Origin of the sequence: Pseudomonas sp. MONT-RG-20F-20-E-7-02 (assembly GCF_022662395.1) — a bacterium.
Taxonomy (GTDB): domain Bacteria; phylum Pseudomonadota; class Gammaproteobacteria; order Pseudomonadales; family Pseudomonadaceae; genus Aquipseudomonas.
The window spans coordinates 201,186-222,730 of record NZ_JAKNQN010000003.1 but is presented as its reverse complement, the minus strand read 5'-3'; the positions used below and the strand labels follow the sequence as shown (position 1 = coordinate 222,730).

Below are 21,545 nucleotides of genomic sequence, written 5' to 3'. Positions count from 1 at the left end.
AGGCCATGCTCCAGCCGCGCGCGTTAACTGTTCGCGGCTGACACCTGAAAAGCGGGCTGAGACAACAGCCCGCTATCCTTAAGACCAGCGGCAGCATTTACCCGTTATAGCCGGCGCGATCATGCTGTATCGTGCACGCGCCCTTGAGTCGACACATGGAGGTCATCGACACGGATCACCCTCTTAACCCAGGCCGCCATGAACTATCTCATTGTCATTCTGTCGATCCTGCTCAGCGGCTGCATCGGCGCGCCCATCGCCCTGACGCCGCAGACCGAACAGCGTTTGCAGGCCCAGGCCCCGATCCGCTTCCTGCTGACCTTCGATGACGGCCCCAGCGCTTCAGGCTACAACAACCCGAGCCGTTCAGTGATAGCCGACCTGGCGCACAACCCGGTACTGCCGGGCATCAAGGCGGTGTTCTTCCTGCAGACCGAGGCGTCGCGCTCCGGTGGCAGCCCTCGAGGTCGCAAGACCATGGTGCGTGAATACGCAGCCGGTCACGTCCTGGCCTTCCACACCGCAACGGGGTTTCACACCAACCACCGCTGGCTAAGTGACGCCGAGCTTGAACGCACCCTCAGCCAAGGCGCAGCGGACATTGCCTCGATCACCGGCGCATCGCCCCTGCTGGTGCGTCCCCCGTTCTGGAACTACGACAAGCGCACTTTCGCCGCCTACCAGCGCCACGGCATGCACGTATTGTTGACGGACCTGAGTGCCAATGACGGCAAGATCTGGGGTTTCAACGGCAGCCCACGGCGGCGGGCGAATTTGTATCGGCAACTATCAGTGGTGCGCGAGCGCATCGCTTTGGGCGAACTGCCGACGGTGGATGGCGTGATACCGGTGGTGGTGACCTTTCATGACATCAATCGCTACACCGCGCGACACATGCAGGAGTACTTGCAGATCCTGATGGACAGCGCCCGAATCAACGGCATGAAGACCGCCGCCGAGCCGTTCTACACCGACCACGCCACGCTGGAACGCGCGGCGCTGGCACGTACGGTGAAGGATGTGAATGAAGAGGTGCATTTGCCGGGGGTGTGGAACTGGATATGGGATGCCGATTCCCACTGATCCAGCAAACACAGATCTCCTGTGGGAGCTGGCTCCCACAGGTACGTGTGTTTCAATTCAGTCCTGCCGCGAATCCACGCCGAGCTCATCCCAGACCGACTCGGCGAGATGGAAGGTCGCATTCGCCGCCGGAATCCCGCAATAAATCGCGCTCTGCATCAGCACTTCCTTTATCTCGGCGCGGGTCACGCCATTGCTCGCGGCCGCACGCAGGTGCAACTTCAACTCTTCACTGCGGTTCATGCCGATCAGCATGGCGATGGTGATCAGGCTGCGGGTGTGCCGCGGCAGGCCGGGGCGGGTCCAGATATCACCCCAGGCGTGGCGGGTGATCATTTCCTGGAACTCGCTGTTGAACTCGGTCAAGGCATTCAGGCTGCGGTCGACATGCGCGTCGCCCAGCACTTCGCGGCGCACTTGCAGGCCGTCGGCGTAACGTTGTTTCTCGTCCACAAAAAGCTCCTGTTTCAATTAGGTGTCAGCTCAATCACCTGGGGTGGTGACCGGGCCTGTCGTGGCGAGCCCACTTGCCACAACAAGCCCGCAAGCCACAGGGTTTAATCGGCCAGCAAGAACTTCAGCACTCGGTTGCTGAAATCAGCCCCGGCCTGGACGTTGGAAAGGTGGGCCGCATAGAACTCGGCGTATTCGGCGCCCTTCACATGGTTCTGGATAAAGTGGCTACCGGCAGGCGGTGTGACCGCGTCTTCAGTACCGGCAATCACCAAGGTCGGCGCTTTGATCGAGGCCACCTGCCCACGGAAATCCGCATCACGCACCGCTGCGCAGTTGGCGGCATAACCCTCGGGCGAAGTCGCCGCGAGCATGTCGGTAATCTGCTTGGCCTGGTGCGGGTTGGCGGCGGCAAAATCGGCGGTGAACCAGCGTGCAATCGACGCATCGCGTAATGCCACCATGGCTGCCGGGCCCTCACGCAAGACCATTTCGATACGCGGGTTCCATACCTCCGGTGTGCCGATCCTGGCGGCGGTGTTGCACACCACCAGGCGCTGCAAACGCTCACCGGCATGGATGCCCAACCATTGCCCAATCAGGCCGCCCATGGATAAACCACAGAAATGCGCACGCTGGATATCCAATGCATCCAGCAGCGCGATCACATCGCGGCCCAGTTGCTCAATGCTATACGGCCCCTCGGTGACCAAGGACTTGCCGTGGCCACGGGTGTCGAAACGCAGCACACGAAAATGCTCGGTAAAAGCCGGGATCTGGATGTCCCACATATGCAGGTCAGTGCCCAGGGAGTTGGACAGAACCAACACCGGCGCTTCCACTGGCCCATCCAGTTTGTAATGCAGTTCGCCCTCGGCGAGTTGTACAAAGGCCACAGCGGTCTCCTTACGCGGTCAATGCAAAATGGTCGGCCACCGCGCGGGTGACCCAGGTGCGGGCCTGGCCCAGGTAGTGAGCCGGGTCGAGCAGGCGGTCCAGTTCAACCGCTGATAACTCGGCGGTCACCTGCGGTTCGTCCGCAAGCACCGCGCGCAGATGGCGCCCTTGCGCGACGGCGCGCTTGCAACATTGCTCCAGCAGATGATGCGCGGTGTCGCGGCCCAAGCGCTGGGCCAGCACGATGCTGACGGCTTCTGCCAGCACCAGGCCTTGAGTCAAATCGAGGTTGTGCGCCATGCGCTCACGGGCGACTTCCAACCCCTCGCTCACCAGCAACGCCTGCTTCAAGGCGCCGGATACCAACCGACAAATCTCGGGCAAGGTTTCCCATTCGGCGTGCCACAGCCCCAGGCTGCGCTCGTGTTCCTGGGGCATGGCGCTGAACATTGTCGCGACCAACCCCGGCACACGGGTCGCCGTGCTGATCAGCACGGCGGCACCCACCGGGTTGCGTTTGTGCGGCATGGTCGACGAACCGCCTTTTCCGGGCGCCGAAGGTTCAAACACCTCTGCCGTTTCGGTCTGCATCAACAGGCTGATATCACGGCCCAACTTACCCAGGCTGCCGGCAATCAGGCCGAGCACGCTGGCGAACTCCACCAGCCGATCGCGTTGGGTGTGCCAGGGTTGCTCGGGCAAGCTCAGCTGCAATTCCGCCGCCAAGGCTTCGGCCACGGGCATGGCCTGCTCACCCAGCGCCGCCAGGGTGCCGGACGCGCCGCCGAATTGCAGCACCAACAGGCGCGGCTTCAGCTCGGCAAGGCGCTGGCGACTGCGCGTCACCGCCCCCAGCCAACCGGCGATTTTCATCCCCAGGGTGACCGGCGTCGCGTGTTGCAACCACGTGCGCCCGGCCAACGGCACGCTGGCATAACGCTGGGCCTGCTGGGCAAGGACTTCACCCAATTGCGCCAAATCGGCTTCGATCAACACCAGCGCGCGGCGCATTTGCAGGACCAGGCCGGTGTCCATCACGTCCTGGCTGGTCGCGCCCAGATGCACGTAACGTTCGGCGTCGGCATCTTCACTGGCAATCAACTTGCCCAGCGCCTTTACCAACGGAATCGCCGAATTGCCCGCCGTGGCAATCGCCACGCCGAGCGCATCCACATCGTACAAAGACGCCAGGCAAGCCTGGGCAATCGGTGCAACGGCGGCCTGCGGAATCAGCCCGACCTGGGCCTGCGCCCGGGCCAGAGCCGCTTCAAAATCCAGCATGCCCTGCAAACGCCCCTGATCGCAGAACACTTCGGCCATGCTGTCAGCGGTGAAGTAAGCGTCGAACAATTGGTTGCTCGTGCGCAGTGTCATAACGCGTCCCTTATAGATCGTGGTGCAGGTACGCCGCCTCTTTCGGCAGGCGCAAGCTGAACAGGAAGGCGATCGCCATCATCGCGGTGACATACCAGTAGAAGGCGTTTTCCATACCGATGGATTTAAGGCTCAACGCGACGACTTCCGCCGAACCACCAAAAATCGCATTCGCCACCGCATAGGCCAGGCCCACACCCAAGGCACGCACCTGGGGCGGAAACATTTCCGCTTTAACCAGGCCGCTGATCGAGGTGTAGAAGCTGACAATCGCCAACGCCAGGGTGATCAACACAAAGGCCAGGAACGGGCTGCTGACGGTTTTCAAGGTCAGCAGAATCGGCACGGTGAACAGCGTGCCAAGACCAGCAAACCACAGCATCGAATTGCGGCGGCCGATCTTGTCCGCCAACATGCCGAACAGCGGCTGCATGCACATGTAGAGGAACAGTGCGCCCGTCATGATGTAGCTCGACGTCTTGGCGTGCATGCCGACGGTGTTCACCAGGTACTTCTGCATGTAAGTGGTGAAGGTGTAGAAAATCAGCGAGCCGCCGGCGGTGTAGCCCAGCACGGTAACGAACGCTTTGCCGTGGTCGCGTAACAGCGCAACGATGCTGCCGGCGTCCTTGTCTTCGCGCATTTCCTTGCTGGTGGTTTCTTTCAAGGTGCGACGCAGCAGCAGAGAGATCACCGCCGCAATGGCGCCGATCACAAACGGAATCCGCCAGCCCCAGGCACGCAGTTCGTCTTCGCTGAGAAACTGTTGCAGGATCACCACGACCAGTACCGCCAGCAGTTGCCCGCCGATCAAGGTTACATACTGGAACGAGGCGAAAAAGCCACGCTGGCCCTTGAGGGCAATTTCACTCATGTAGGTCGCGGTGGTGCCGTATTCGCCGCCCACCGACAAGCCCTGGAACAGACGCGCCACCAGCAGCAAGGCCGGCGCCCAGGCGCCGATGTCTTTGTAAGTGGGCAAGAAGGCGATGACCAGGGAGCCGGCGCACATCATCAGCACCGAAATCATCATCGAGTTTTTACGGCCATGCTTGTCGGCCACGCGGCCAAACAACCAGCCGCCAATCGGTCGCATCAGGAACCCGGCAGCGAATACGCCGGCGGTGTTCAGCAGTTGGACCGTGGGGTCGTCCGACGGAAAAAACGCCGGGGCAAAATAGATGGCGCAGAAGGCATAAACGTAGAAGTCGAACCATTCGACAAGGTTGCCGGAGGAAGCACCGACAATCGCAAAAATCCGTTTGCTGCGTTCTTCTCCGGTGTAGTGACTCGTTGTTGTTGTCATGTTTTTTTCACTCAATGGGAACGGTTATAGCCTAGACATACTTTGCAACAACCATGTTCCGCAAGCAGACTTTTGGTGATCGTTCCCACGCTCTGCGCGGGAATGCATTTTGTGACGCTCTGCGTCAGGCTTTGGGACGCAGAGCGTCCCTGGCTGCATGCCCACGCAGAGCGTGGGAACGATCGGGTCTCAATAGTCGAAAAACACCGTTTCCTTATCTGTGCCCTGCAATATCACATTCCACTGATACACACCTACCCCATCCTGCTCGGCAATCAACGTGCCGCGCCGCTCGGCAGGCACGCACGCGAGCAACGGGTCATCACCATTCAACGCCTCGCCGTCAAAATAAATCCGCGTCAGCAAGTGCTTCACCAACCCACGCGCAAACACCAGCACCACCAGGTGCGGCGCCTGAGTCGTGCCTTTCAGCCCCGGCACGCTGCCGGGCTTGATAGTGGTAAAGCGAAAGCGCCCTTCGGCATCCACCGGCACTCGGCCAAAACCTTCGAAGTGAGGGTCGACGGCTTTGTCCTGCTCATCTTCGGGATGGTCGTATTTACCCGCCGCATTGGCCTGCCAGACTTCGAGCATGGCGTCGTTGACGACATCACCGTTGCCGTCCACCACTTGCCCGCTGATGGCCACGCGTTCGCCAAGGGTGGCCGGCACGGTCAGGTCTTCGCGGTTCAGCCAGGTCAGGCCGATGTGGTAATACGGTCCGACGGTGTGGGACGTGGTCGCATTGAGTGTCATCTCATTTCTCCATCGGCGTGGCGTCGCGGCCGCGCAGGACGATGTCCCAGCGGTAGCCGAGGGCATAGGAAGGAATGGTTTTTTCCAGGTCAAAACGGGCGATCAGGCGCTGTTTGGCCGAGGTGTCCGGCACGCAGTTGTAGATCGGGTCGTATTCCAGCAGCGGGTCGCCGGGGAAATACATCTGTGTGACCAGGCGCGTCAGCACGCTCGGGCCGAACAGGGAAAAGTGGATATGCGCCGGGCGCCACGCATTGTGGTGGTTGCCCCACGGGTACGCACCGGGCTTGATGGTCTGGAACTGATACCAGCCATCGGCGTCGGTAACGGTGCGACCGGTGCCGGTGAAGTTCGGGTCCAGTGGCGCATCGTGCAGGTCGCGCTTGTGGTTGTAGCGACCAGCGGCGTTCGCCTGCCAGATCTCCACCAGAATGCCTGGCACCGGCAAGCCATTTTCATCCAGCACGCGGCCATGAATGATGATGCGCTCACCTTGAGGCTCGCCCTCGTGCTGGGCCGTCAGGTCATTGTCCTTCTCATTGACCCGCTCGGCGCCGATGGTCGGGCCGGTAATTTCCGACAGCGAATGCGGCAGAAACACCAACGGCTGGGACGGCGAACGCAGGTTCGTCGACTGGTAGGCCGGGTGCAGGTAATCAGGTTGAGTGCCCGCTTGCGGGCGCCGGTATCCGGGCTTGTCACTCATGGAGCAATCCTCTCTTTTTAGATGCGTTCAATCGCCAGGGCCAAGCCTTGGCCGACGCCCACACACATGGTCGCCAGGCCTTTGCTGCCACCGGTTTTTTCCAACTGGTGCAGCGCGGTCAACACCAACCGCGCGCCGCTCATGCCCAACGGATGGCCGAGGGCGATGGCGCCGCCGTTCGGGTTCACCTGGGGGGCGTCGTCGGCAATGCCCAACTCACGCAGCACCGCCAGGCCTTGGCTGGCGAAGGCTTCATTGAGTTCAATGACGTCAAAGTCAGTGACCGCCAAACCGAGGCGCTCCACCAGCTTGCGCACCGCCGGCACCGGGCCAATCCCCATCACACGTGGTGCGACACCGGCGCTGGCCATACCCAGTACGCGCGCGCGGGCGGTCAGGCCGTGTTTTTTCACCGCGTCGGCGGAGGCGAGTATCAGTGCCGCCGCGCCATCGTTCACGCCAGAAGCATTACCGGCGGTTACGGTCTTGTCCGGGCCATTCACTGGCTTGAGTTTGGCCAGGGCTTCCAGGGTGGTGTCCCGTGGATGCTCATCGTGTTCCACCACGGTCTCGCCCTTCTTGTGCGCAACCCGCACCGCAACGATTTCTTCAGCGAAGAATCCGGCAGCCTGCGCGGCGGCAGTGCGTTGCTGGCTGCGCAGGGCGAAGGCGTCCTGGTCGGCGCGAGACACGTTGTAATCATCGGCGACGTTATCGGCGGTCTGCGGCATCGCGTCCACGCCGTACTGGGCCTTCATCAACGGGTTGATAAAACGCCAGCCGATGGTGGTGTCTTCCAGCTTCATGTTGCGTGAAAACGCCGCATCGGCCTTGCCCATCACGAATGGCGCGCGGGACATCGACTCAACGCCACCGGCAATCGCCAGCTCCATTTCGCCGCTGGCAATGGCGCGGAAGGCCGTGCCGATGGCGTCCATGCCCGAGGCGCACAGGCGGTTGAGGGTCACGCCGGGAATGCTCTCTGGCAGGCCCGCCAGCAACAGCGCCATGCGCGCAACGTTGCGGTTGTCTTCGCCGGCCTGGTTGGCGCAACCGAGGAACACTTCGTCGACGGCCGACCAGTCCACCGACGGGTTGCGCTCGATCAGTGCCTTGATCGGCAAGGCCGCCAAGTCATCGGCGCGCACCGTGGACAGGCCCCCGCCAAACCGGCCGATAGGCGTGCGGATGGCATCACAGATAAATACCTCGCGCATCAGGCTTCTCCTGGCGCTTGGCCATGGGCGGCCGCGGTGCGGGCTTCAAGGTCACGCAGGGCGGTCAGTTCGACCTCAGTCGGTTCGTCGGTCGTTTCCACGTGATCGGCAAACCGAATCGCCCAGCCGGTGGCCGCGACCACTTGCTCACGGGTTACGCCAGGGTGCAGCGCGGTGACCACAAACTCATGGCTGCCCGCTTCCGGTTCCATGATGCACAGGTCGGTAATAATCCCTACGGGACCGGCGCCCGGCAGGCCCAGGCGTTTACGTGAATCGCCGCCTTCGCCGTGGCCGACCGAGGTGATGAAGTCGAGCTTGTCGACAAACGAACGCGCCGACTGCTTGAGGATGATCAGCACGCTCTTGGCCGAACCGGCAATCTCCGGCGCACCACCGGCACCCGGCAGGCGCACTTTGGGCTGGTGATAATCGCCGACCACGGTGGTGTTGATATTGCCGAAGCGGTCGACCTGGGCGGCGCCGAGAAAACCGACGTCGATGCGTCCGCCTTGCAGCCAGTAGCGAAAAATTTCACCGGTCGGCACCACGGTGTCGGCGGTTTCGGCCAGCTCGCCGTCGCCGATGGACAGTGGCAACACGCTAGGCTTGGCGCCAATCGGGCCGGACTCGTAGATCAGCACCACGTCGGGCGACGAGGTCAGGCGCGCCAGGTTGGCGGCTTTAGAGGGCAAGCCGATGCCGACAAAGCACACCGAGCCGTTCTTGAGGCGACGCGCGGCGGCGACGGTCATCATTTCATTGGTCGAGTAAGCCATTACTTGGCCTCCTGCGCGTTGGCCAGCTTGGCCTGGAATTCACGGAAGTCGGCGGTGCCGTGGATGTATTCGTCGATCCAGGCGGTAAAAGTCCCACGGTCGCGGGCGATCGGGTCCCACGCCTGATAGAAGCGGTTGTCACGTTCGTTGTAACCGTGAGCGTAGGACGGATGCGCGCCACCCGGTACATGACACACCGCGGTCAGGGCCCAGGTCGGCAACACACAGCTGTTCATCGGTGCATTCAGGTCGTCGACGATTTCTTCGACGGTGACGATGCAACGCTTGGCGGCCAGCGCCGCTTCCTTTTGCACACCGAGAATGCCCCAGAGCAACACATTGCCCTTGCGATCGGCCTTTTGCGCGTGGATCACAGTGACGTCCGGGCGTACCGACGGCACGGCCGCCAGCACTTCGCCGGTGAACGGGCAGGTCACGGTTTTGATCAGCGGGTTGACCTTAGGCAAGTCGGAACCGGCGTAGGCACGCAACACCGCGAACGGCAGGCCCGATGCACCGGCGACGTAGGCATTCGCCAGGTCGGCGTGGCTGTGTTCTTCGATCTCCAGCGGCTGCGGCCATTGTTTCTCGACCGCGTCGCGCAGGCGATGCAAGGAGCCCACACCCGGGTTGCCGCCCCAGGAGAAAATCAACTTGCGGGCGCAGCCGGCACCGATCAACTGGTCGTAGATCAGGTCAGGCGTCATACGCACCAGCGTCAGGTCTTTCTTGCCCTGACGGATGATTTCATGACCCGCCGCCGTAGGGATCAGATGGGTGAAGCCTTCCAGTGCGACGGTGTCGCCATCGTTCACGAATTGCTTCACCGCGTCACGCAGCGCAAGAATTTCAGCCATGGGGTTCGGGCTCCCGGTGTTGATCGAAAAAGGCGCTGAGGTGGCGCCGAAGTGCTTGAAGATTAAGCCGGGGCATGGGGCCGAACAATCCGATAATCGACGGAGTGTTCGATTATCGAACGAATTGTTGCCTAGCTAATCTTTCGTGCAAAGCAGCCAGTTCAACTGCCAACCGTCAATGTGGGAGCTGGCTTGCCTGCGATTGCATCAACTCAATTTGCCTGCTGGACCGAGTCGTCTGCATCGCAGGCAAGCCAGCTCCCACATCGCCTCGTGGCTGCTACAAAATCGTGTCAGACCTCAGGTCGCGTCCGCATGGCTGACGATGCCCTTGATCAGCACGGCAGCCGTGGCCAATGCCGCTGGAATCACCAGCGCGGTGAGTACCTGCTCGAAGTTCCAGCCCAGCCCCAGCAACGTCGCGCCCATCCACGCGCCGAGAATCGCGCCGAAGCGGCCGATGCCGAGCATCCACGACACACCGGTCGCGCGGCCTTGGGTGGGGTAAAAGCGTGCGGCTAATGAGGGCATTGCCGATTGCGCACCGTTGACGCACATGCCGGCCACCAGCACCAAGGTCGCCAGTAAGGTGATGTTGCCCAGGCTCTGCCCCACCGCGTAGGCAAACACCCCGGCCAGCAGGTAAAAAGTACCGATGACCTTGTGAGGGTTGAACCGGTCCATCGCCCAGCCCACGCCGACCGCACTCAATACGCCACCAAACTGGAACAATGCGCCGATAAACGCGGCCTGTTCCATGCTGGCGCCACTGTCACGCATCAAGGTCGGCAGCCAACTGGTCAGCAGGTAAACAATCACCAGACCCATGAAGTAAGTGAGCCACAGCAACAAGGTGCCGGCGCTGTAAGTGCCGGAGAAGATCACCGCAAACACGTTGCGCGCCTTGACGGTTTTTTGCTCCGGCACGCTGAAGCTGGTGGCCTGGGCGACGAGGTTGGGCTCGATGGGCGACAAGGTCTTGCGCACTTTGTCAGTGCCGCGATTGCGCACCACGAGATAGCGTGCCGATTCTGGCAGCCACACCAACAGCACCACCGCCAGGATCAACGGCAGGATGCCGCCGATCATCAACAGGCTGTGCCAGCCGAACGCAGGAATCAGCTTGGCCGAGATAAACCCGCCACCGGCCATGCCCAGGTTGAATCCGCAGAACATGCTGGTCACCAGCAGCGACTTGTGGCGCTCTGGGGTGTATTCGGAGAGCAAAGTAGTGGCATTCGGCATGCCCGCCCCCAGGCCCAGCCCCGTGAGGAAGCGCAACACCAGCAACTGGTCGACGTTGGTGCTGTAGGCCGACGCCAGGCTGAACGCGCCAAACACCAGCACCGCACTCACCAGCACCACTTTGCGCCCGAAGCGGTCGGCCAGCGGGCCTGAACCCAACGCGCCAAACACCATGCCGATCAACGCAGCGCTCATCACCGGGCCGAGGCTGGCGCGGTCGATGCCCCAATCCTGGGACAGCGCGGGCGCAATAAAGCCCATGGCGGCGGTGTCGAGGCCGTCGAGGAAAACGATAAGGAAACACAGGATCACCACACGCCACTGATAACGTGACAGCGGCTGGGCGTTGATAAAGGACTGCACGTCCAGGTTAGTACCGACAGAGGGCTGGTTCATTATTGTTATTTCCACACCGATGGGCGGGCGAACGGCCTGGGGCCGTCATTATTATTGGGGCGCGCTAGAGCGCTGCCGCACAGTAATAAGCCTGGGGAAACACCGTCAATTGATCAGGCCGGGTTCTGTGCGGTGACCGAACACTTAGGCAAATAGCTGGGCACTCAACTCACGACTGGCGCTGAGCATGCTCGGCAGGAAACGCTGTTCCAACTCACTGCGGCTGACCCGTCCGGCATGGGTGCTGACATTCAACGCAGCCAGCACCTGGCCGGACGCGTCGTACACCGGCACCGCAATAGAGCGCAAGCCCTGCTCCAGTTCCTGGTCGACGATGCACCAACCTTGCTGACGCACCTGTTGCAGGCATTCGAACAAGGCTTCGGGGGTCGTCAGGGTGCGGCTGGTTTTGGTTTGCAGGTCGGCGTGATCGAGGTAGTCCTGCAGCGAGGCATCATCCAACGCCGCGAGCAGGATGCGGCCCATGGACGTGCAATACGCCGGCAGGCGCCCGCCCACCGACAGGTCCACCGAAATCAAGCGTTGGGTGGTGGCGGAACGGGCGATATAGAGGATGTCGTCGCCTTCCAGGGTCGCCATGTTGCAGGCTTCGTGCAGTTGCTCGCTCATGCGGTCCAGGTACGGCTGGGCGGAGACCGCCAGGGGTGTAGAGGATAAATAGGCATGGCCCAGTGTCAGGACTTTGGGCAGCAGCGAGTAAGTGCGTCCGTCGGTGGTGGCGTAGCCGAGCTTGATCAACGTATGCAGGCAACGGCGCACGGCAGCGCGCGGGATTTCTGTGCGGTGGCTGATTTGGGCGATGGTCAGGTGGCGTTTGCGCTCCTGAAACGCCTGCACCACCGCCAAGCCACGGGCCAGCGAGGTCATGAAATCCGGATCACCGGTAAACGCCTGGATGCGCTTGGCCGGAGAAGCCACGATCGGCGGCGCCACTGACGCGAAGGAGTTGCGCAATTGATCGTTCATTTCAGGGTCCTTTCTCTTATTTTTCAACCGCTGGGAGGGTTGGCCGCTATTACAAGCCGCGCTGACCTTGATGTACAAGGCTGGGGCCGCATCATTGGGCGATTATCGGACGATCATTCGATAATCGCAATTTGTCCGACACGCCGAGCACCGATACTGCACGAGGGATCCATACAGTTGACGTACTCATACGTGACATTTAGTTGAGTGCAGACTTTATGACGCCCGCTTTTCACAATTACTGACGCGAGCATGTAACAAAACCCTCACACGACGTTGACGCTTTTTAACTTCATGGTGATAGTGTTATTCAAATGCGCCGCTATAATGCAGCTTGTGCAGAGGTCAGCCCGGTATCGATATCGGGATTGGAGCTCGCCAGGCGTTGCGCAATGTGCATCACCGGTCACAAGTAACCGCTTAAAAGATAGGCCCTTGGTTCCTCTTTCAAACTTGAACGGCTACGTTGTTCAATTTGAAATAACCCGAGGACGACTTTCAGGCCTAACGCTGCACAATCAATAACTCAACTCAATTAGGTAACACTGTGACGAAAGACGAACTGCGCGCGGAACTTGAGCGCCAGGAGCAACGTTACAAGGACGTTTACGGCGGGGAAGTCACCACCTACGCCGCCCAGCCTGAGCCCGAGCGCAAGCCGTGGCGCAAGCGAGCCAGCTTGCTGGATCAGGCATTTGCCCAGGAAATCCAAAAGATTGAACAGGAACTCAAAACCGAAGAGCCATAAGCACTTCGATTTGAGCGCCAAGGTTTTGCCACCACCGCTGGCGCATTGCCAGCGGTGGGCGACCTGATTTTCATCAGGCACCTACAGCCTTGAGCGAAATTTCGTACAAATGTTTCAAACGTGACATTTCGGTCAAAAAAACCCGCCTTTCGGGCCGCGCGCTTTATAAATCAAAGACTTGCCAAAGCCCCGAAAACCCTGGGATGCGCCCCTTTGCGCGAAGTTTTTTCAGTGAAGATTGCGACCGATGAGCAGCTAGTGCATCGATTACTGAGGTTTTCTGGCATAATCGCGCCCCCTTACGACCGGGTCAGAAAACCTTCATGATCGATTTATTCAGCGGACTGGATGCTTGGGTTCTAGTGAGCCTGTTGCTCGCCCTGGCCTTTGTCCTCGCCTTCGAGTTCATCAATGGCTTTCATGACACCGCTAACGCGGTGGCCACAGTCATCTATACCAAAGCCATGCCGCCGCACCTGGCCGTGTTCTTCTCCGGGGTGTTCAACTTCCTCGGCGTGTTGCTCGGCGGTGTGGGTGTTGCCTATGCCATCGTGCATTTGCTGCCGGTGGAGTTGCTGATCAATGTGAACACCGGCCATGGTTTGGCAATGGTCTTCTCATTATTGGCAGCGGCGATTACCTGGAACCTGGGCACCTGGTACTTCGGTATCCCGGCCTCCAGTTCCCACACGTTGATCGGCTCGATCCTCGGTGTCGGCCTGGCGAACGCCCTGATCAACGATATTCCCCTGGCTGACGGTGTGAACTGGCAGAAAGCGATCGATATCGGCGCGTCCCTGGTGTTCTCGCCGATGGCCGGTTTCCTGGTCGCAGCCTTGGTGCTGATCGGCCTGAAATGGTGGCGCCCACTGTCGAAAATGCACAAGACCCCAGACCAGCGCCGCAAGCTCGACGACAAGAAACACCCGCCGTTCTGGAATCGTCTGGTGCTGGTGATTTCGGCCATGGCCGTGAGCTTCGTGCACGGCTCCAACGATGGCCAGAAAGGTATCGGCCTGATCATGCTGGTGCTGATCGGCATCGTGCCGGCACAGTTCGTACTCGACCTGGGCAGCACCACCTATCAGATCGAGCGCACCCGTGACGCCACCGTGCACTTGAGCCAGTTCTACCAGCGTAACAACGCCACCCTCGGCGAGTTCCTGGCACTGGGCAAAAGTGTGAAGGATGACCTGCCGGGCAAGTTCCAGTGCAACCCGCAGCAGACCGAGCCCACTATCAGCGCGCTGATGGAGACCTTGAAAGGTGTCTCGGACTACCACTCGCTGACCTCCGAACACCGTATTGAAGTGCGCCGCTACCTGCTGTGCCTGGACGACACCGCGAAGAAAGTCGGCAAGCTGCCAGGCCTGGATGCGCGTGAGAAGTCCGACCTGGACAAGCTGCGTAAAGACCTGACGGCCACCACCGAGTACGCGCCGTTCTGGGTGATTCTGGCGGTCGCGCTGGCCCTGGGCCTGGGCACCATGGTGGGTTGGAAGCGCGTAGTGCTGACCATCGGTGAGAAGATCGGCAAGCAGGGCATGACCTATGCTCAGGGCATGTCGGCGCAGATCACCACGGCGAGCATGATTGGCCTGGCGAACATCTTCAGCCTGCCGGTTTCCACCACCCATGTGCTGTCGTCCGGTGTTGCCGGGACCATGGTTGCCAACAAAAGCGGCCTGCAAGGTGGCACCGTGAAGACCATTCTGATGGCTTGGGTGTTGACCTTGCCGGCAACCGTGGGCCTGTCGGCCGGGTTGTTCTGGCTGGCGTCCAAGGCGCTGGGCAGCTGATAAGCTGCTGTTGAAAAAAAGGCGTGATCCGATAAGGATCACGCCTTTTTTTATCTCCGCAGATCGTTCCCACGCTCTGCGTGGGAATGCATCGGGTGACGCTCAGCGTCACAACTACAGGTGCGGGACGCAGAGCGTCCTCGGCGGCATTCCCATGCGGAGCGTGGGAGCGATCACATTAAATAGCAGACAAAAAAAAGGGCGACCGAAGTCGCCCAAAATGCCTTGCGTGCTCATGTAACCCGGAAGAACTTACGGTTCTTTACGCTTATTAGCGTCCTTCCAGATAAAAATCCCGAATCCTACAAAAAACAGCACCATGAGGCTGACAGTCAGCACCCCGGCAAACACCACATTATCGAAAAACATGACCGGCCTCCTGCTCGTGCCCTGTTGCGATAGGGCTAAGTTAACGGAGAAGGCGGATTGGAAAATTGACGGGGATCAATGTCGCCCGCAACGGGGCGTAAAGAAGGGCAATAACTGACCTGCATCAACAGATGCAGGTTGTTTCAACGCTTTTTCGGCTTTTTCTTTGGCTTTTTCTTAACGTTGCCCAGTGGCATCGCTTGTTCAAACGCCTGACGAACTTCATTCAGGCGCTTGTCATTCAAGTCATGCACACGCTTGGCACGTTCGGCATTCAGGTCGATCAGCTTGTCGTCATCACTCATGGCTTGGCTTACGTCGTGGCGGGAATAGCTCAATAATGCGGCCTCGTCCGCCCGACGGCAAATCAGCGGGCGACAAAATGCAGGTCGTCGCTCAAAATCGGCACTTTCCACCCTACCCTGCAGGAGCCTTCAGGTGGCATTGCACAAGGACCTTCCGCCGCTGCTGGCCCTGCGCGCCTTCGAGGCCGTTGCGCGGCATTTGAGTTTTATCAAGGCGGCGAACGAGTTATCGGTGACCCAAAGTGCCCTGAGCCACCAAGTGCAGAAGCTCGAACAGCATTTGGGTAAACCACTGTTTATCCGACGCACCCGTGCGATTGATCTGACCGCCGACGGTCAACGCTACTACGACGAAATACGCCCCGCCCTCGACGCCATCGCCGCCGCCACCCGCGCGCAAAAGACCGCGCCCAGTTCCACCGTGCTGCGCGTCGGCCTGCTCGCCTCCTTCGCCACCCTGTGGCTGGCTCCGCGCCTGGCGGGGTTTCTTAACCGTTACCCGCATATCCAGGTGGAGTTGCTGCCGTCGATTCAATTGGCCAACGTCGCCGCCGCCGAGGTCGACCTGGCCATCCGTTATGGCAAGGGCGACTGGCCCGATGTACACGCCACGCGGTTGATGCCTGAAGTGATCTCGCCGGTGTGCAGCCCGGCTTTCAAGGCCAGCCACGTGCACAACGGCGCGCTGTTGATGGCCACCTCGCACCGGCCTTTTGAGTGGACCGATTGGTCCGCGCATTATCAAATCGACCTCGAGCGCCACCCCCGCGTGATGTTGCACGACTACAACATCGTGGTCGAAGCTGCCGTGGCCGGCCAGGGCATCGCCATGGGTCGGCACCGTTTGATCGAGCGCAAATTGCAGGACGGCAGCCTGGTGCAAGCCTTTGACTGGCCGCCCTATCACAGCGAAATTGGCTACTGGCTGATCGCGCCCCAAGGCCCCGCCAGTGAGGCGGCCGAATGCTTCAGCCAGTGGTTGAAGGAAACCTGCAGCGACGCGTGAGTTATTTCGATACGTCGAGTGAGTTCTATCCGTTTGTCGCCCATTGTCGCAGCCAACATGCTGAAACCTACTTCACTCAAGAGGTTCCACCATGAGCGACTCTATCCGCCAACGCGTACACGCCCTTGGCCTGACACTGCCAACGCCCAGCCAGCCGGCGGCCAATTACATCAATTATGTGATCAGCCAGAACCAGTTGTTTATCTCCGGGCAAATTCCCATGGTCGACGGCAAGCCTGCCTACATCGGCCGGTTGGGCGAGTCCCTCAGCGATGCAGAAGGTGCCCAGGCGGCAGAGCTGGCGGCGCTGGGCCTGTTGGGGCAGCTGAGCGATGCGGTCGGTGATGACCTGTCGCGCGTGGTGCGCATTCTGCGCCTGGGCGTGTTCATCGCCAGCAGCGGCGACTTCCAGCGCCAGAGCGTGGTCGCCAACGGCGCGTCAAACCTGGTGGTGAACGCCCTGGGCGACAAGGGGCGGCATGTACGCACCGCCGTCGGTGTATCCAGCCTGCCAGCCGGCGTGGCCGTGGAGGTAGACGCGATTTTCGAGCTGCAGCCGTGAGCCCGCTCGACGTCCAGCACCTGCGCGATGGCACGCCCGGCTGTCAGTCGGGCATCGTGCACTTCAACCACGCCGGTGCCTCGCTGCCCAGCCAGGCCACCCTGGATGCGATCATCGACCAGTTGCAACGCGAAGCCCGCGACGGCCCGATGGAAGCCGGTGAACATGGCGCCATCCTGGTGGAAAAAGCCCGGCGTGCAGCCGCGCAATTGCTGAATGCGCCGACCGCTTCGATCGCCTTTGCCAGCAGCGGCTCCACCGCCTGGAGCATGGCGTTTCAGGCGCTGGGCCCGTGGCAGCCGGGCGAGCGTATTCTGGTCGGCCGCCATGAATGGGGTGGCAACCTGGCGAGCATGCAACTGGCGGTGCAAGCCGGTGCTCGAATTGAAGTGATCCCGTGCGATGCAACCGGCGCGGTCTGCCCGAAGGCGCTGGAGTCGATGATCGATGCCAGCGTCAAGTTGATCGACCTGACCTGGCTGCCGGCCAACGGCGGCCTGATCAACCCGGCCCAGGCAATCGGCGAAGTGGCCAGGCGGCACAACATCGCCTACTTCATCGACGCTGGTCAGGCCGTCGGCCAGTTGCCGGTGGACTTGCAGGCGCTGCACTGCGATGTGCTCAAGTCGGCCGGGCGCAAACACTTGCGCGGGCCACGCGGCACGGCGTTGCTGTATGTGCGGCCGGATTTTCTCCAGCAGCTCAACCCCGCTCAGCGCGATGTGTTCTCGGCGCCCTGGACCGCCGACGGGTACGACCTGCGCGATGACGCCCGGCGCTTTGAGACCAGCGAAGTGTCCTACGCCTTGCTCGCCGGCTTGGGCAATGCGTTGCAGGAGGTCAATCGACTGGGCGTGGAACACACGTGGGAAAGGGTTTTGCAGCTCAGCGGGCGAATCCGTGAAGCATTGCGTCAGATTCCGGGCGTTTCCTTGCACGACCTGGGCGCGAGCCACTCAGGCTTGATCGCCTTCAACCTCGCCGGCTGGGATGCGTTCGAACTCAAACGGCGGCTGGGGTTGAAACGCATCAACATCGGCGCCAATGGCGTGGCCTACACCCCGTTGGATATGCAGGCGCGAAATCTTACGAGCATCGCGCGCATTTCCGTCAGCCCGCTCAACACCGAACACGACATCGAACAGCTGATCGCCGCGCTGCGCGAATTGCGCGACTAAACCTCGACGTCCACCCACAGGCCCTGGCGCGGCGCATCTTCGATCAGCGGCACTACCGGCACGGTGTTATCGGCGTTGAGCACATCGCCGGGGATCGCCAGGTGTGCGTCGGGGTCTTCGTCGGCTTCGCGGCGACGTTTCTGCTGCTCCTGCTGGCGGCGCTGTTCTTCACGCAGCAGCAAGGTCGACTGCTCGGCATCGCCCTTTTTCAGGTCGATGGTGCTTTCGCTGGAGCCCGCCTGGACTGGCACCACGGGCGGGATATCCGGCTTCTGGCGCACCGGGTCAAGTTGTGACGTGACCGGCACAACGCTGACGGGCAGCATGGGTGGCAGCATAATTTTATTCTCCTGATCAACAGGCTGTCGGCGGGTGGCAGGGCGACTTGAGCGCAAGCACGCCAAGCTGTGACCCAGTCGACACTCGCAAGTGCCTGCCACCCGTCGATCCAGCTTCCGAAGCCTGCTGCTAACGGAGTAGCTTTTGTCAGAGTCCTTTTTATCAGAGCGCTTTTTTATCAGAGCCCTTTTTATCAAAGCCCTTTTTATCAGAGCCCCTTTTATCAGAGTCCTTTGGCTCAGACGCTTGTTCCGTTAAGATAGTCGGCTTTTTCACGGCGGGAGTCAGGCAGCATGGCGCAGCAGTATCAACCGGGGCAACGCTGGATTAGTGACAGCGAAGCAGAGCTGGGGTTAGGCACCGTTCTGGCACAGGACGGGCGCTTGTTGACCGTGCTCTATCCGGCCACTGGCGACACTCGTCAGTATGCGCTACGGAATGCGCCCCTCACTCGCGTGAGGTTTTCGCCGGGTGACAGCATCACCCATTTCGAAGGCTGGAAAATGACCGTACAGGAAGTCGACGACGTCGACGGCCTGCTGGTCTACCACGGCCTCAATGGGCAGAACGAGCAGGTCACCCTGCCGGAAACCCAACTGTCCAACTTCATCCAGTTCCGCCTGGCCAGCGACCGCCTGTTCGCCGGGCAGATCGACCCGCTGGCCTGGTTCTCGCTGCGCTACCACACGCTGGAACACACCAGCCGCCAATTGCAGTCTTCGCTGTGGGGCCTGGGCGGCGTGCGCGCGCAACCTATTGCTCACCAACTGCACATCGCCCGTGAAGTCGCCGACCGTATCGCGCCGCGGGTTTTGCTGGCGGACGAAGTGGGCCTGGGCAAGACCATCGAAGCCGGCCTGGTGATCCATCGCCAACTGCTGTCGGGCCGCGCCAGCCGCGTGCTGATCCTGGTGCCGGAAAACCTGCAGCACCAGTGGCTGGTGGAAATGCGTCGCCGCTTCAACCTGCAAGTCGCGCTGTTCGACGAAGAACGTTTCATCGAAAGCGATGCCACCAACCCGTTCGAAGACACCCAGTTGGCCCTCGTGGCCCTGGAATGGCTGGTGGACGACGAGAAGGCCCAGGACGCGCTGTTCGCTGCCGGCTGGGACTTGCTCGTGGTCGACGAAGCCCACCACCTGGTCTGGCATGAAGACAAAGCCAGCCCGGAGTATTCGCTGGTCGAACAGCTTGCCGAGGTGATTCCCGGCGTGCTGCTGCTCACCGCCACCCCGGAACAACTGGGCCAGGACAGCCACTTCGCGCGCCTGCGCCTGCTGGACCCGAACCGTTTCCACGACCTGCACGCCTTCCGCGCCGAGAGCGAGAACTATCGCCCGGTGGCCGAAGCCGTGCAGGAGCTGCTGGATAAAGGCCGCCTGTCGCCAACCGCGCACAAGACCATCCAGGGTTTCCTCGGCGACGAAGGTGAAGCGCTGCTCACTGCCGTCAACGATGGCGACACCGAAGCCAGCGCGCGCCTGGTGCGTGAGCTGCTCGACCGCCACGGCACCGGCCGCGTGCTGTTCCGTAACACCCGCGCCGCGGTGCAGGGTTTCCCGGAGCGCAAGCTGCACGCCTACCCGCTGCCGAACCCGGACGAATACCTCGAGTTGCCGCTGGGCGAACACGCCGAGCTGTACCCGGAAGTCAGCTTCCAGTCGCAGCCGGATGTCGAGGAAGAGAACCGCTGGTGGCGCTTCGACCCGCGCGTCGAGTGGCTGATCGACCAGCTGAAGATGCTCAAGCGCACCAAAGTGCTGGTGATCTGCGCCCACGCCGAAACCGCCATGGACCTGGAAGACGCCCTGCGCGTGCGTTCCGGCATCCCGGCCACGGTGTTCCACGAGGGCATGAACATCCTCGAGCGTGACCGCGCCGCCGCCTACTTTGCCGATGAAGAGTTTGGCGCCCAGGTGTTGATCTGCTCGGAAATCGGCAGTGAAGGCCGCAACTTCCAGTTCTCTCACCACTTGGTGCTGTTCGATCTGCCGTCCCACCCTGACTTGCTGGAACAGCGGATCGGGCGTCTGGACCGGATCGGCCAGAAACATGTGATCGAGCTGCACGTGCCCTACCTGGAAACCAGCCCGCAAGAGCGCCTGTTCCAGTGGTATCACGAAGCGCTGAACGCATTCCTCAACACCTGCCCGACCGGCAACGCCTTGCAGCATCAGTTCGGCCCACGCCTGCTGCCGTTGCTGGAAAACGCCGACGATGGCGAGTGGCAAGCCCTGATCGACGAAGCCCGTGCCGAGCGCGAGCGTCTGGAACAGGAGCTGCACACCGGTCGTGACCGCCTGCTGGAACTCAACTCCGGCGGCGCGGGTGAAGGCGATGCACTGGTGGAAGACATTCTTGAGCAAGACGACCAGTTTGCCCTGCCGATCTACATGGAAACCCTGTTCGACGCCTTCGGCATCGACAGCGAAGACCATTCGGAAAACGCGCTGATCCTCAAGCCCAGCGAAAAAATGCTCGACGCCAGCTTCCCGCTGGGCGACGACGAAGGTGTGACCATCACCTACGACCGCAACCAGGCGCTGTCGCGCGAAGACATGCAGTTCATCACCTGGGAACACCCGATGGTGCAGGGCGGCATGGACCTGGTGCTGTCCGGCTCGATGGGCAACACCGCCGTGGCGCTGATCAAGAACAAGGCGCTCAAGCCGGGCACCGTGTTGCTGGAATTGCTCTACGTCAGTGAAGTGGTTGCACCGCGCTCCTTGCAACTGGGCCGTTACTTGCCACCGGCCGCCCTGCGCTGCCTGCTGGATGCGAATGGCAATGACCTGTCCGGCCGCGTGTCGTTTGAAACCCTGAACGACCAGCTGGAAAGCGTGCCACGCGCCAGCGCCAACAAGTTCGTGCAGGCCCAGCGCGACCAACTCACGCCGCGCATCAATGCCGGCGAAGAGAAGATCACCCCGCGCCACGCCGAGCGTGTGGCCGAGGCCAAGCGCCGTCTGGCGGCGGACACCGACGAAGAACTGGCGCGCCTGACCGCGTTGCAAGCGGTCAACCCGACCGTGCGCGACAGCGAGCTGGTGGCCCTGCGTCAGCAACGCGAGCAAGGCCTGGCCATGCTCGACAAGGCGGCGCTGCGACTGGAAGCGATTCGGGTGTTGGTGGCGGGTTGATAACCGCCCTGCCCCGTTAAGAAGAAGGCCCGCACACTGCGGG

Annotated in this window: 21 protein-coding genes; 7 read left to right on the top strand and 14 right to left on the bottom strand. The window is 61.3% G+C overall.

From position 1 onward, the window contains the following. The first annotated feature begins 198 nt into the window (after window positions 1–198). Window positions 199–1,083 (top strand): polysaccharide deacetylase family protein, encoded by an 885-nt coding sequence (locus L8I05_RS10055; protein ID WP_242168665.1) that lies wholly within the window; start codon window positions 199–201, stop codon window positions 1,081–1,083. Window positions 1,084–1,140: 57 nt separating this feature from the next. On the opposite strand, the gene pcaC is transcribed toward L8I05_RS10055, so the two are convergent. The 11 genes from pcaC to pcaR form a co-directional block, all read right to left on the bottom strand. Further along, the gene (gene pcaC / locus L8I05_RS10050; RefSeq protein WP_242168663.1) at window positions 1,141–1,536 is read right to left on the bottom strand and encodes a 4-carboxymuconolactone decarboxylase; all 396 of its coding nucleotides are present in this window, start codon (window positions 1,534–1,536) and stop codon (window positions 1,141–1,143) included. Between the two features lie 104 nt (window positions 1,537–1,640). Further along, the gene (gene pcaD, locus L8I05_RS10045) at window positions 1,641–2,432 is read right to left on the bottom strand and encodes a 3-oxoadipate enol-lactonase (RefSeq protein WP_242168661.1); all 792 of its coding nucleotides are present in this window, start codon (window positions 2,430–2,432) and stop codon (window positions 1,641–1,643) included. Between the two features lie 10 nt (window positions 2,433–2,442). Next, window positions 2,443–3,807 (bottom strand): 3-carboxy-cis,cis-muconate cycloisomerase, encoded by a 1,365-nt coding sequence (locus tag L8I05_RS10040; RefSeq protein ID WP_242168658.1) that lies wholly within the window; start codon window positions 3,805–3,807, stop codon window positions 2,443–2,445. A 10-nt stretch (window positions 3,808–3,817) separates the two neighbouring features. Further along, the gene (locus L8I05_RS10035) at window positions 3,818–5,113 is read right to left on the bottom strand and encodes an MFS family transporter (RefSeq protein ID WP_159954738.1); all 1,296 of its coding nucleotides are present in this window, start codon (window positions 5,111–5,113) and stop codon (window positions 3,818–3,820) included. Between the two features lie 189 nt (window positions 5,114–5,302). Then, window positions 5,303–5,869: a protocatechuate 3,4-dioxygenase subunit alpha gene (pcaG, locus tag L8I05_RS10030; protein ID WP_242168656.1), complete on the bottom strand. Its 567-nt coding sequence runs from the start codon at window positions 5,867–5,869 to the stop codon at window positions 5,303–5,305. Between the two features lies 1 nt (window position 5,870). After that, complete coding sequence (gene pcaH, locus L8I05_RS10025; protein ID WP_159954736.1) at window positions 5,871–6,575, bottom strand: protocatechuate 3,4-dioxygenase subunit beta; 705 nt, start codon at window positions 6,573–6,575, stop codon at window positions 5,871–5,873. A 17-nt stretch (window positions 6,576–6,592) separates the two neighbouring features. Further along, window positions 6,593–7,795 (bottom strand): 3-oxoadipyl-CoA thiolase, encoded by a 1,203-nt coding sequence (gene pcaF / locus L8I05_RS10020; protein ID WP_174245669.1) that lies wholly within the window; start codon window positions 7,793–7,795, stop codon window positions 6,593–6,595. Beyond that, window positions 7,792–8,571 (bottom strand): CoA-transferase subunit beta, encoded by a 780-nt coding sequence (locus L8I05_RS10015; protein WP_242168654.1) that lies wholly within the window; start codon window positions 8,569–8,571, stop codon window positions 7,792–7,794. The genes pcaF and L8I05_RS10015 overlap by 4 nt, the downstream gene beginning before the upstream one ends. Beyond that, window positions 8,571–9,428, bottom strand: coding sequence for a CoA transferase subunit A (locus L8I05_RS10010; protein WP_242168652.1), 858 nt, complete (start codon window positions 9,426–9,428; stop codon window positions 8,571–8,573). The genes L8I05_RS10015 and L8I05_RS10010 overlap by 1 nt, the downstream gene beginning before the upstream one ends. Before the next feature lie 300 nt (window positions 9,429–9,728). Further along, window positions 9,729–11,069 carry an MFS transporter gene (locus tag L8I05_RS10005; RefSeq protein WP_242168650.1) on the bottom strand — a complete coding sequence of 447 codons (1,341 nt, stop codon included), beginning with the start codon at window positions 11,067–11,069 and terminating at the stop codon, window positions 9,729–9,731. 144 nt (window positions 11,070–11,213) lie between these two features. After that, on the bottom strand, window positions 11,214–12,056 hold the full coding sequence (gene pcaR / locus L8I05_RS10000; RefSeq protein ID WP_025855315.1) for a pca regulon transcriptional regulator PcaR: 843 nt from the start codon (window positions 12,054–12,056) through the stop codon (window positions 11,214–11,216). Window positions 12,057–12,603: 547 nt separating this feature from the next. On the opposite strand from pcaR, the gene L8I05_RS09995 reads away from it, so the two are divergent. Together L8I05_RS09995 and L8I05_RS09990 are read left to right on the top strand one after the other, a co-directional pair. Further along, the gene (locus L8I05_RS09995) at window positions 12,604–12,804 is read left to right on the top strand and encodes a hypothetical protein (RefSeq protein WP_003189295.1); all 201 of its coding nucleotides are present in this window, start codon (window positions 12,604–12,606) and stop codon (window positions 12,802–12,804) included. Between the two features lie 323 nt (window positions 12,805–13,127). Beyond that, on the top strand, window positions 13,128–14,603 hold the full coding sequence (locus tag L8I05_RS09990) for an inorganic phosphate transporter (protein WP_159954731.1): 1,476 nt from the start codon (window positions 13,128–13,130) through the stop codon (window positions 14,601–14,603). 252 nt (window positions 14,604–14,855) lie between these two features. Here L8I05_RS09990 and ccoM read toward each other — a convergent pair whose 3' ends face one another. Together ccoM and L8I05_RS09985 are read right to left on the bottom strand one after the other, a co-directional pair. Beyond that, window positions 14,856–14,972 carry a cytochrome c oxidase subunit CcoM gene (gene ccoM / locus L8I05_RS29515; protein WP_017137226.1) on the bottom strand — a complete coding sequence of 39 codons (117 nt, stop codon included), beginning with the start codon at window positions 14,970–14,972 and terminating at the stop codon, window positions 14,856–14,858. Window positions 14,973–15,115: 143 nt separating this feature from the next. Further along, window positions 15,116–15,388: a hypothetical protein gene (locus tag L8I05_RS09985; RefSeq protein WP_242169374.1), complete on the bottom strand. Its 273-nt coding sequence runs from the start codon at window positions 15,386–15,388 to the stop codon at window positions 15,116–15,118. A 22-nt stretch (window positions 15,389–15,410) separates the two neighbouring features. Between L8I05_RS09985 and L8I05_RS09980 the strand changes: the two genes are divergently transcribed. From L8I05_RS09980 to L8I05_RS09970, 3 genes are all read left to right on the top strand, one after another. Continuing rightward, a complete protein-coding gene (locus L8I05_RS09980; RefSeq protein WP_242168647.1) occupies window positions 15,411–16,283 on the top strand; it encodes a LysR substrate-binding domain-containing protein in 873 nt (290 codons plus the stop codon). Between the two features lie 91 nt (window positions 16,284–16,374). Further along, complete coding sequence (locus tag L8I05_RS09975; protein ID WP_242168645.1) at window positions 16,375–16,845, top strand: RidA family protein; 471 nt, start codon at window positions 16,375–16,377, stop codon at window positions 16,843–16,845. Further along, window positions 16,842–18,023 (top strand): aminotransferase class V-fold PLP-dependent enzyme, encoded by a 1,182-nt coding sequence (locus tag L8I05_RS09970; protein WP_242168643.1) that lies wholly within the window; start codon window positions 16,842–16,844, stop codon window positions 18,021–18,023. The genes L8I05_RS09975 and L8I05_RS09970 overlap by 4 nt, the downstream gene beginning before the upstream one ends. Here L8I05_RS09970 and L8I05_RS09965 read toward each other — a convergent pair. Continuing rightward, window positions 18,020–18,361 (bottom strand): aspartate-semialdehyde dehydrogenase, encoded by a 342-nt coding sequence (locus L8I05_RS09965; protein WP_159954726.1) that lies wholly within the window; start codon window positions 18,359–18,361, stop codon window positions 18,020–18,022. The genes L8I05_RS09970 and L8I05_RS09965 overlap by 4 nt on opposite strands. A 294-nt stretch (window positions 18,362–18,655) precedes the next feature. On the opposite strand from L8I05_RS09965, the gene rapA reads away from it, so the two are divergent. Beyond that, window positions 18,656–21,502, top strand: a complete 2,847-nt coding sequence (gene rapA, locus L8I05_RS09960; RefSeq protein ID WP_177016215.1) for an RNA polymerase-associated protein RapA — start codon at window positions 18,656–18,658, stop codon at window positions 21,500–21,502. Window positions 21,503–21,545: the final 43 nt, after the last annotated feature.

What these genes read in the sequence shown, in the direction of transcription:
- L8I05_RS10055 (WP_242168665.1), top strand. Translation starts at nt 199, where the DNA reads ATGAACTATCTCATTGTCATTCTGTCGATCCTGCTCAGCGGCTGCATC.
- L8I05_RS10040 (WP_242168658.1), bottom strand. Translation starts at nt 3,807, where the DNA reads ATGACACTGCGCACGAGCAACCAATTGTTCGACGCTTACTTCACCGCT.
- L8I05_RS10035 (WP_159954738.1), bottom strand. Translation starts at nt 5,113, where the DNA reads ATGACAACAACAACGAGTCACTACACCGGAGAAGAACGCAGCAAACGG.
- pcaG (WP_242168656.1), bottom strand. Translation starts at nt 5,869, where the DNA reads ATGACACTCAATGCGACCACGTCCCACACCGTCGGACCGTATTACCAC.
- pcaH (WP_159954736.1), bottom strand. Translation starts at nt 6,575, where the DNA reads ATGAGTGACAAGCCCGGATACCGGCGCCCGCAAGCGGGCACTCAACCT.
- L8I05_RS10015 (WP_242168654.1), bottom strand. Translation starts at nt 8,571, where the DNA reads ATGGCTTACTCGACCAATGAAATGATGACCGTCGCCGCCGCGCGTCGC.
- L8I05_RS10010 (WP_242168652.1), bottom strand. Translation starts at nt 9,428, where the DNA reads ATGGCTGAAATTCTTGCGCTGCGTGACGCGGTGAAGCAATTCGTGAAC.
- L8I05_RS10005 (WP_242168650.1), bottom strand. Translation starts at nt 11,069, where the DNA reads ATGAACCAGCCCTCTGTCGGTACTAACCTGGACGTGCAGTCCTTTATC.
- pcaR (WP_025855315.1), bottom strand. Translation starts at nt 12,056, where the DNA reads ATGAACGATCAATTGCGCAACTCCTTCGCGTCAGTGGCGCCGCCGATC.
- L8I05_RS09990 (WP_159954731.1), top strand. Translation starts at nt 13,128, where the DNA reads ATGATCGATTTATTCAGCGGACTGGATGCTTGGGTTCTAGTGAGCCTG.
- ccoM (WP_017137226.1), bottom strand. Translation starts at nt 14,972, where the DNA reads ATGTTTTTCGATAATGTGGTGTTTGCCGGGGTGCTGACTGTCAGCCTC.
- L8I05_RS09975 (WP_242168645.1), top strand. Translation starts at nt 16,375, where the DNA reads ATGAGCGACTCTATCCGCCAACGCGTACACGCCCTTGGCCTGACACTG.
- L8I05_RS09965 (WP_159954726.1), bottom strand. Translation starts at nt 18,361, where the DNA reads ATGCTGCCACCCATGCTGCCCGTCAGCGTTGTGCCGGTCACGTCACAA.
- rapA (WP_177016215.1), top strand. Translation starts at nt 18,656, where the DNA reads ATGGCGCAGCAGTATCAACCGGGGCAACGCTGGATTAGTGACAGCGAA.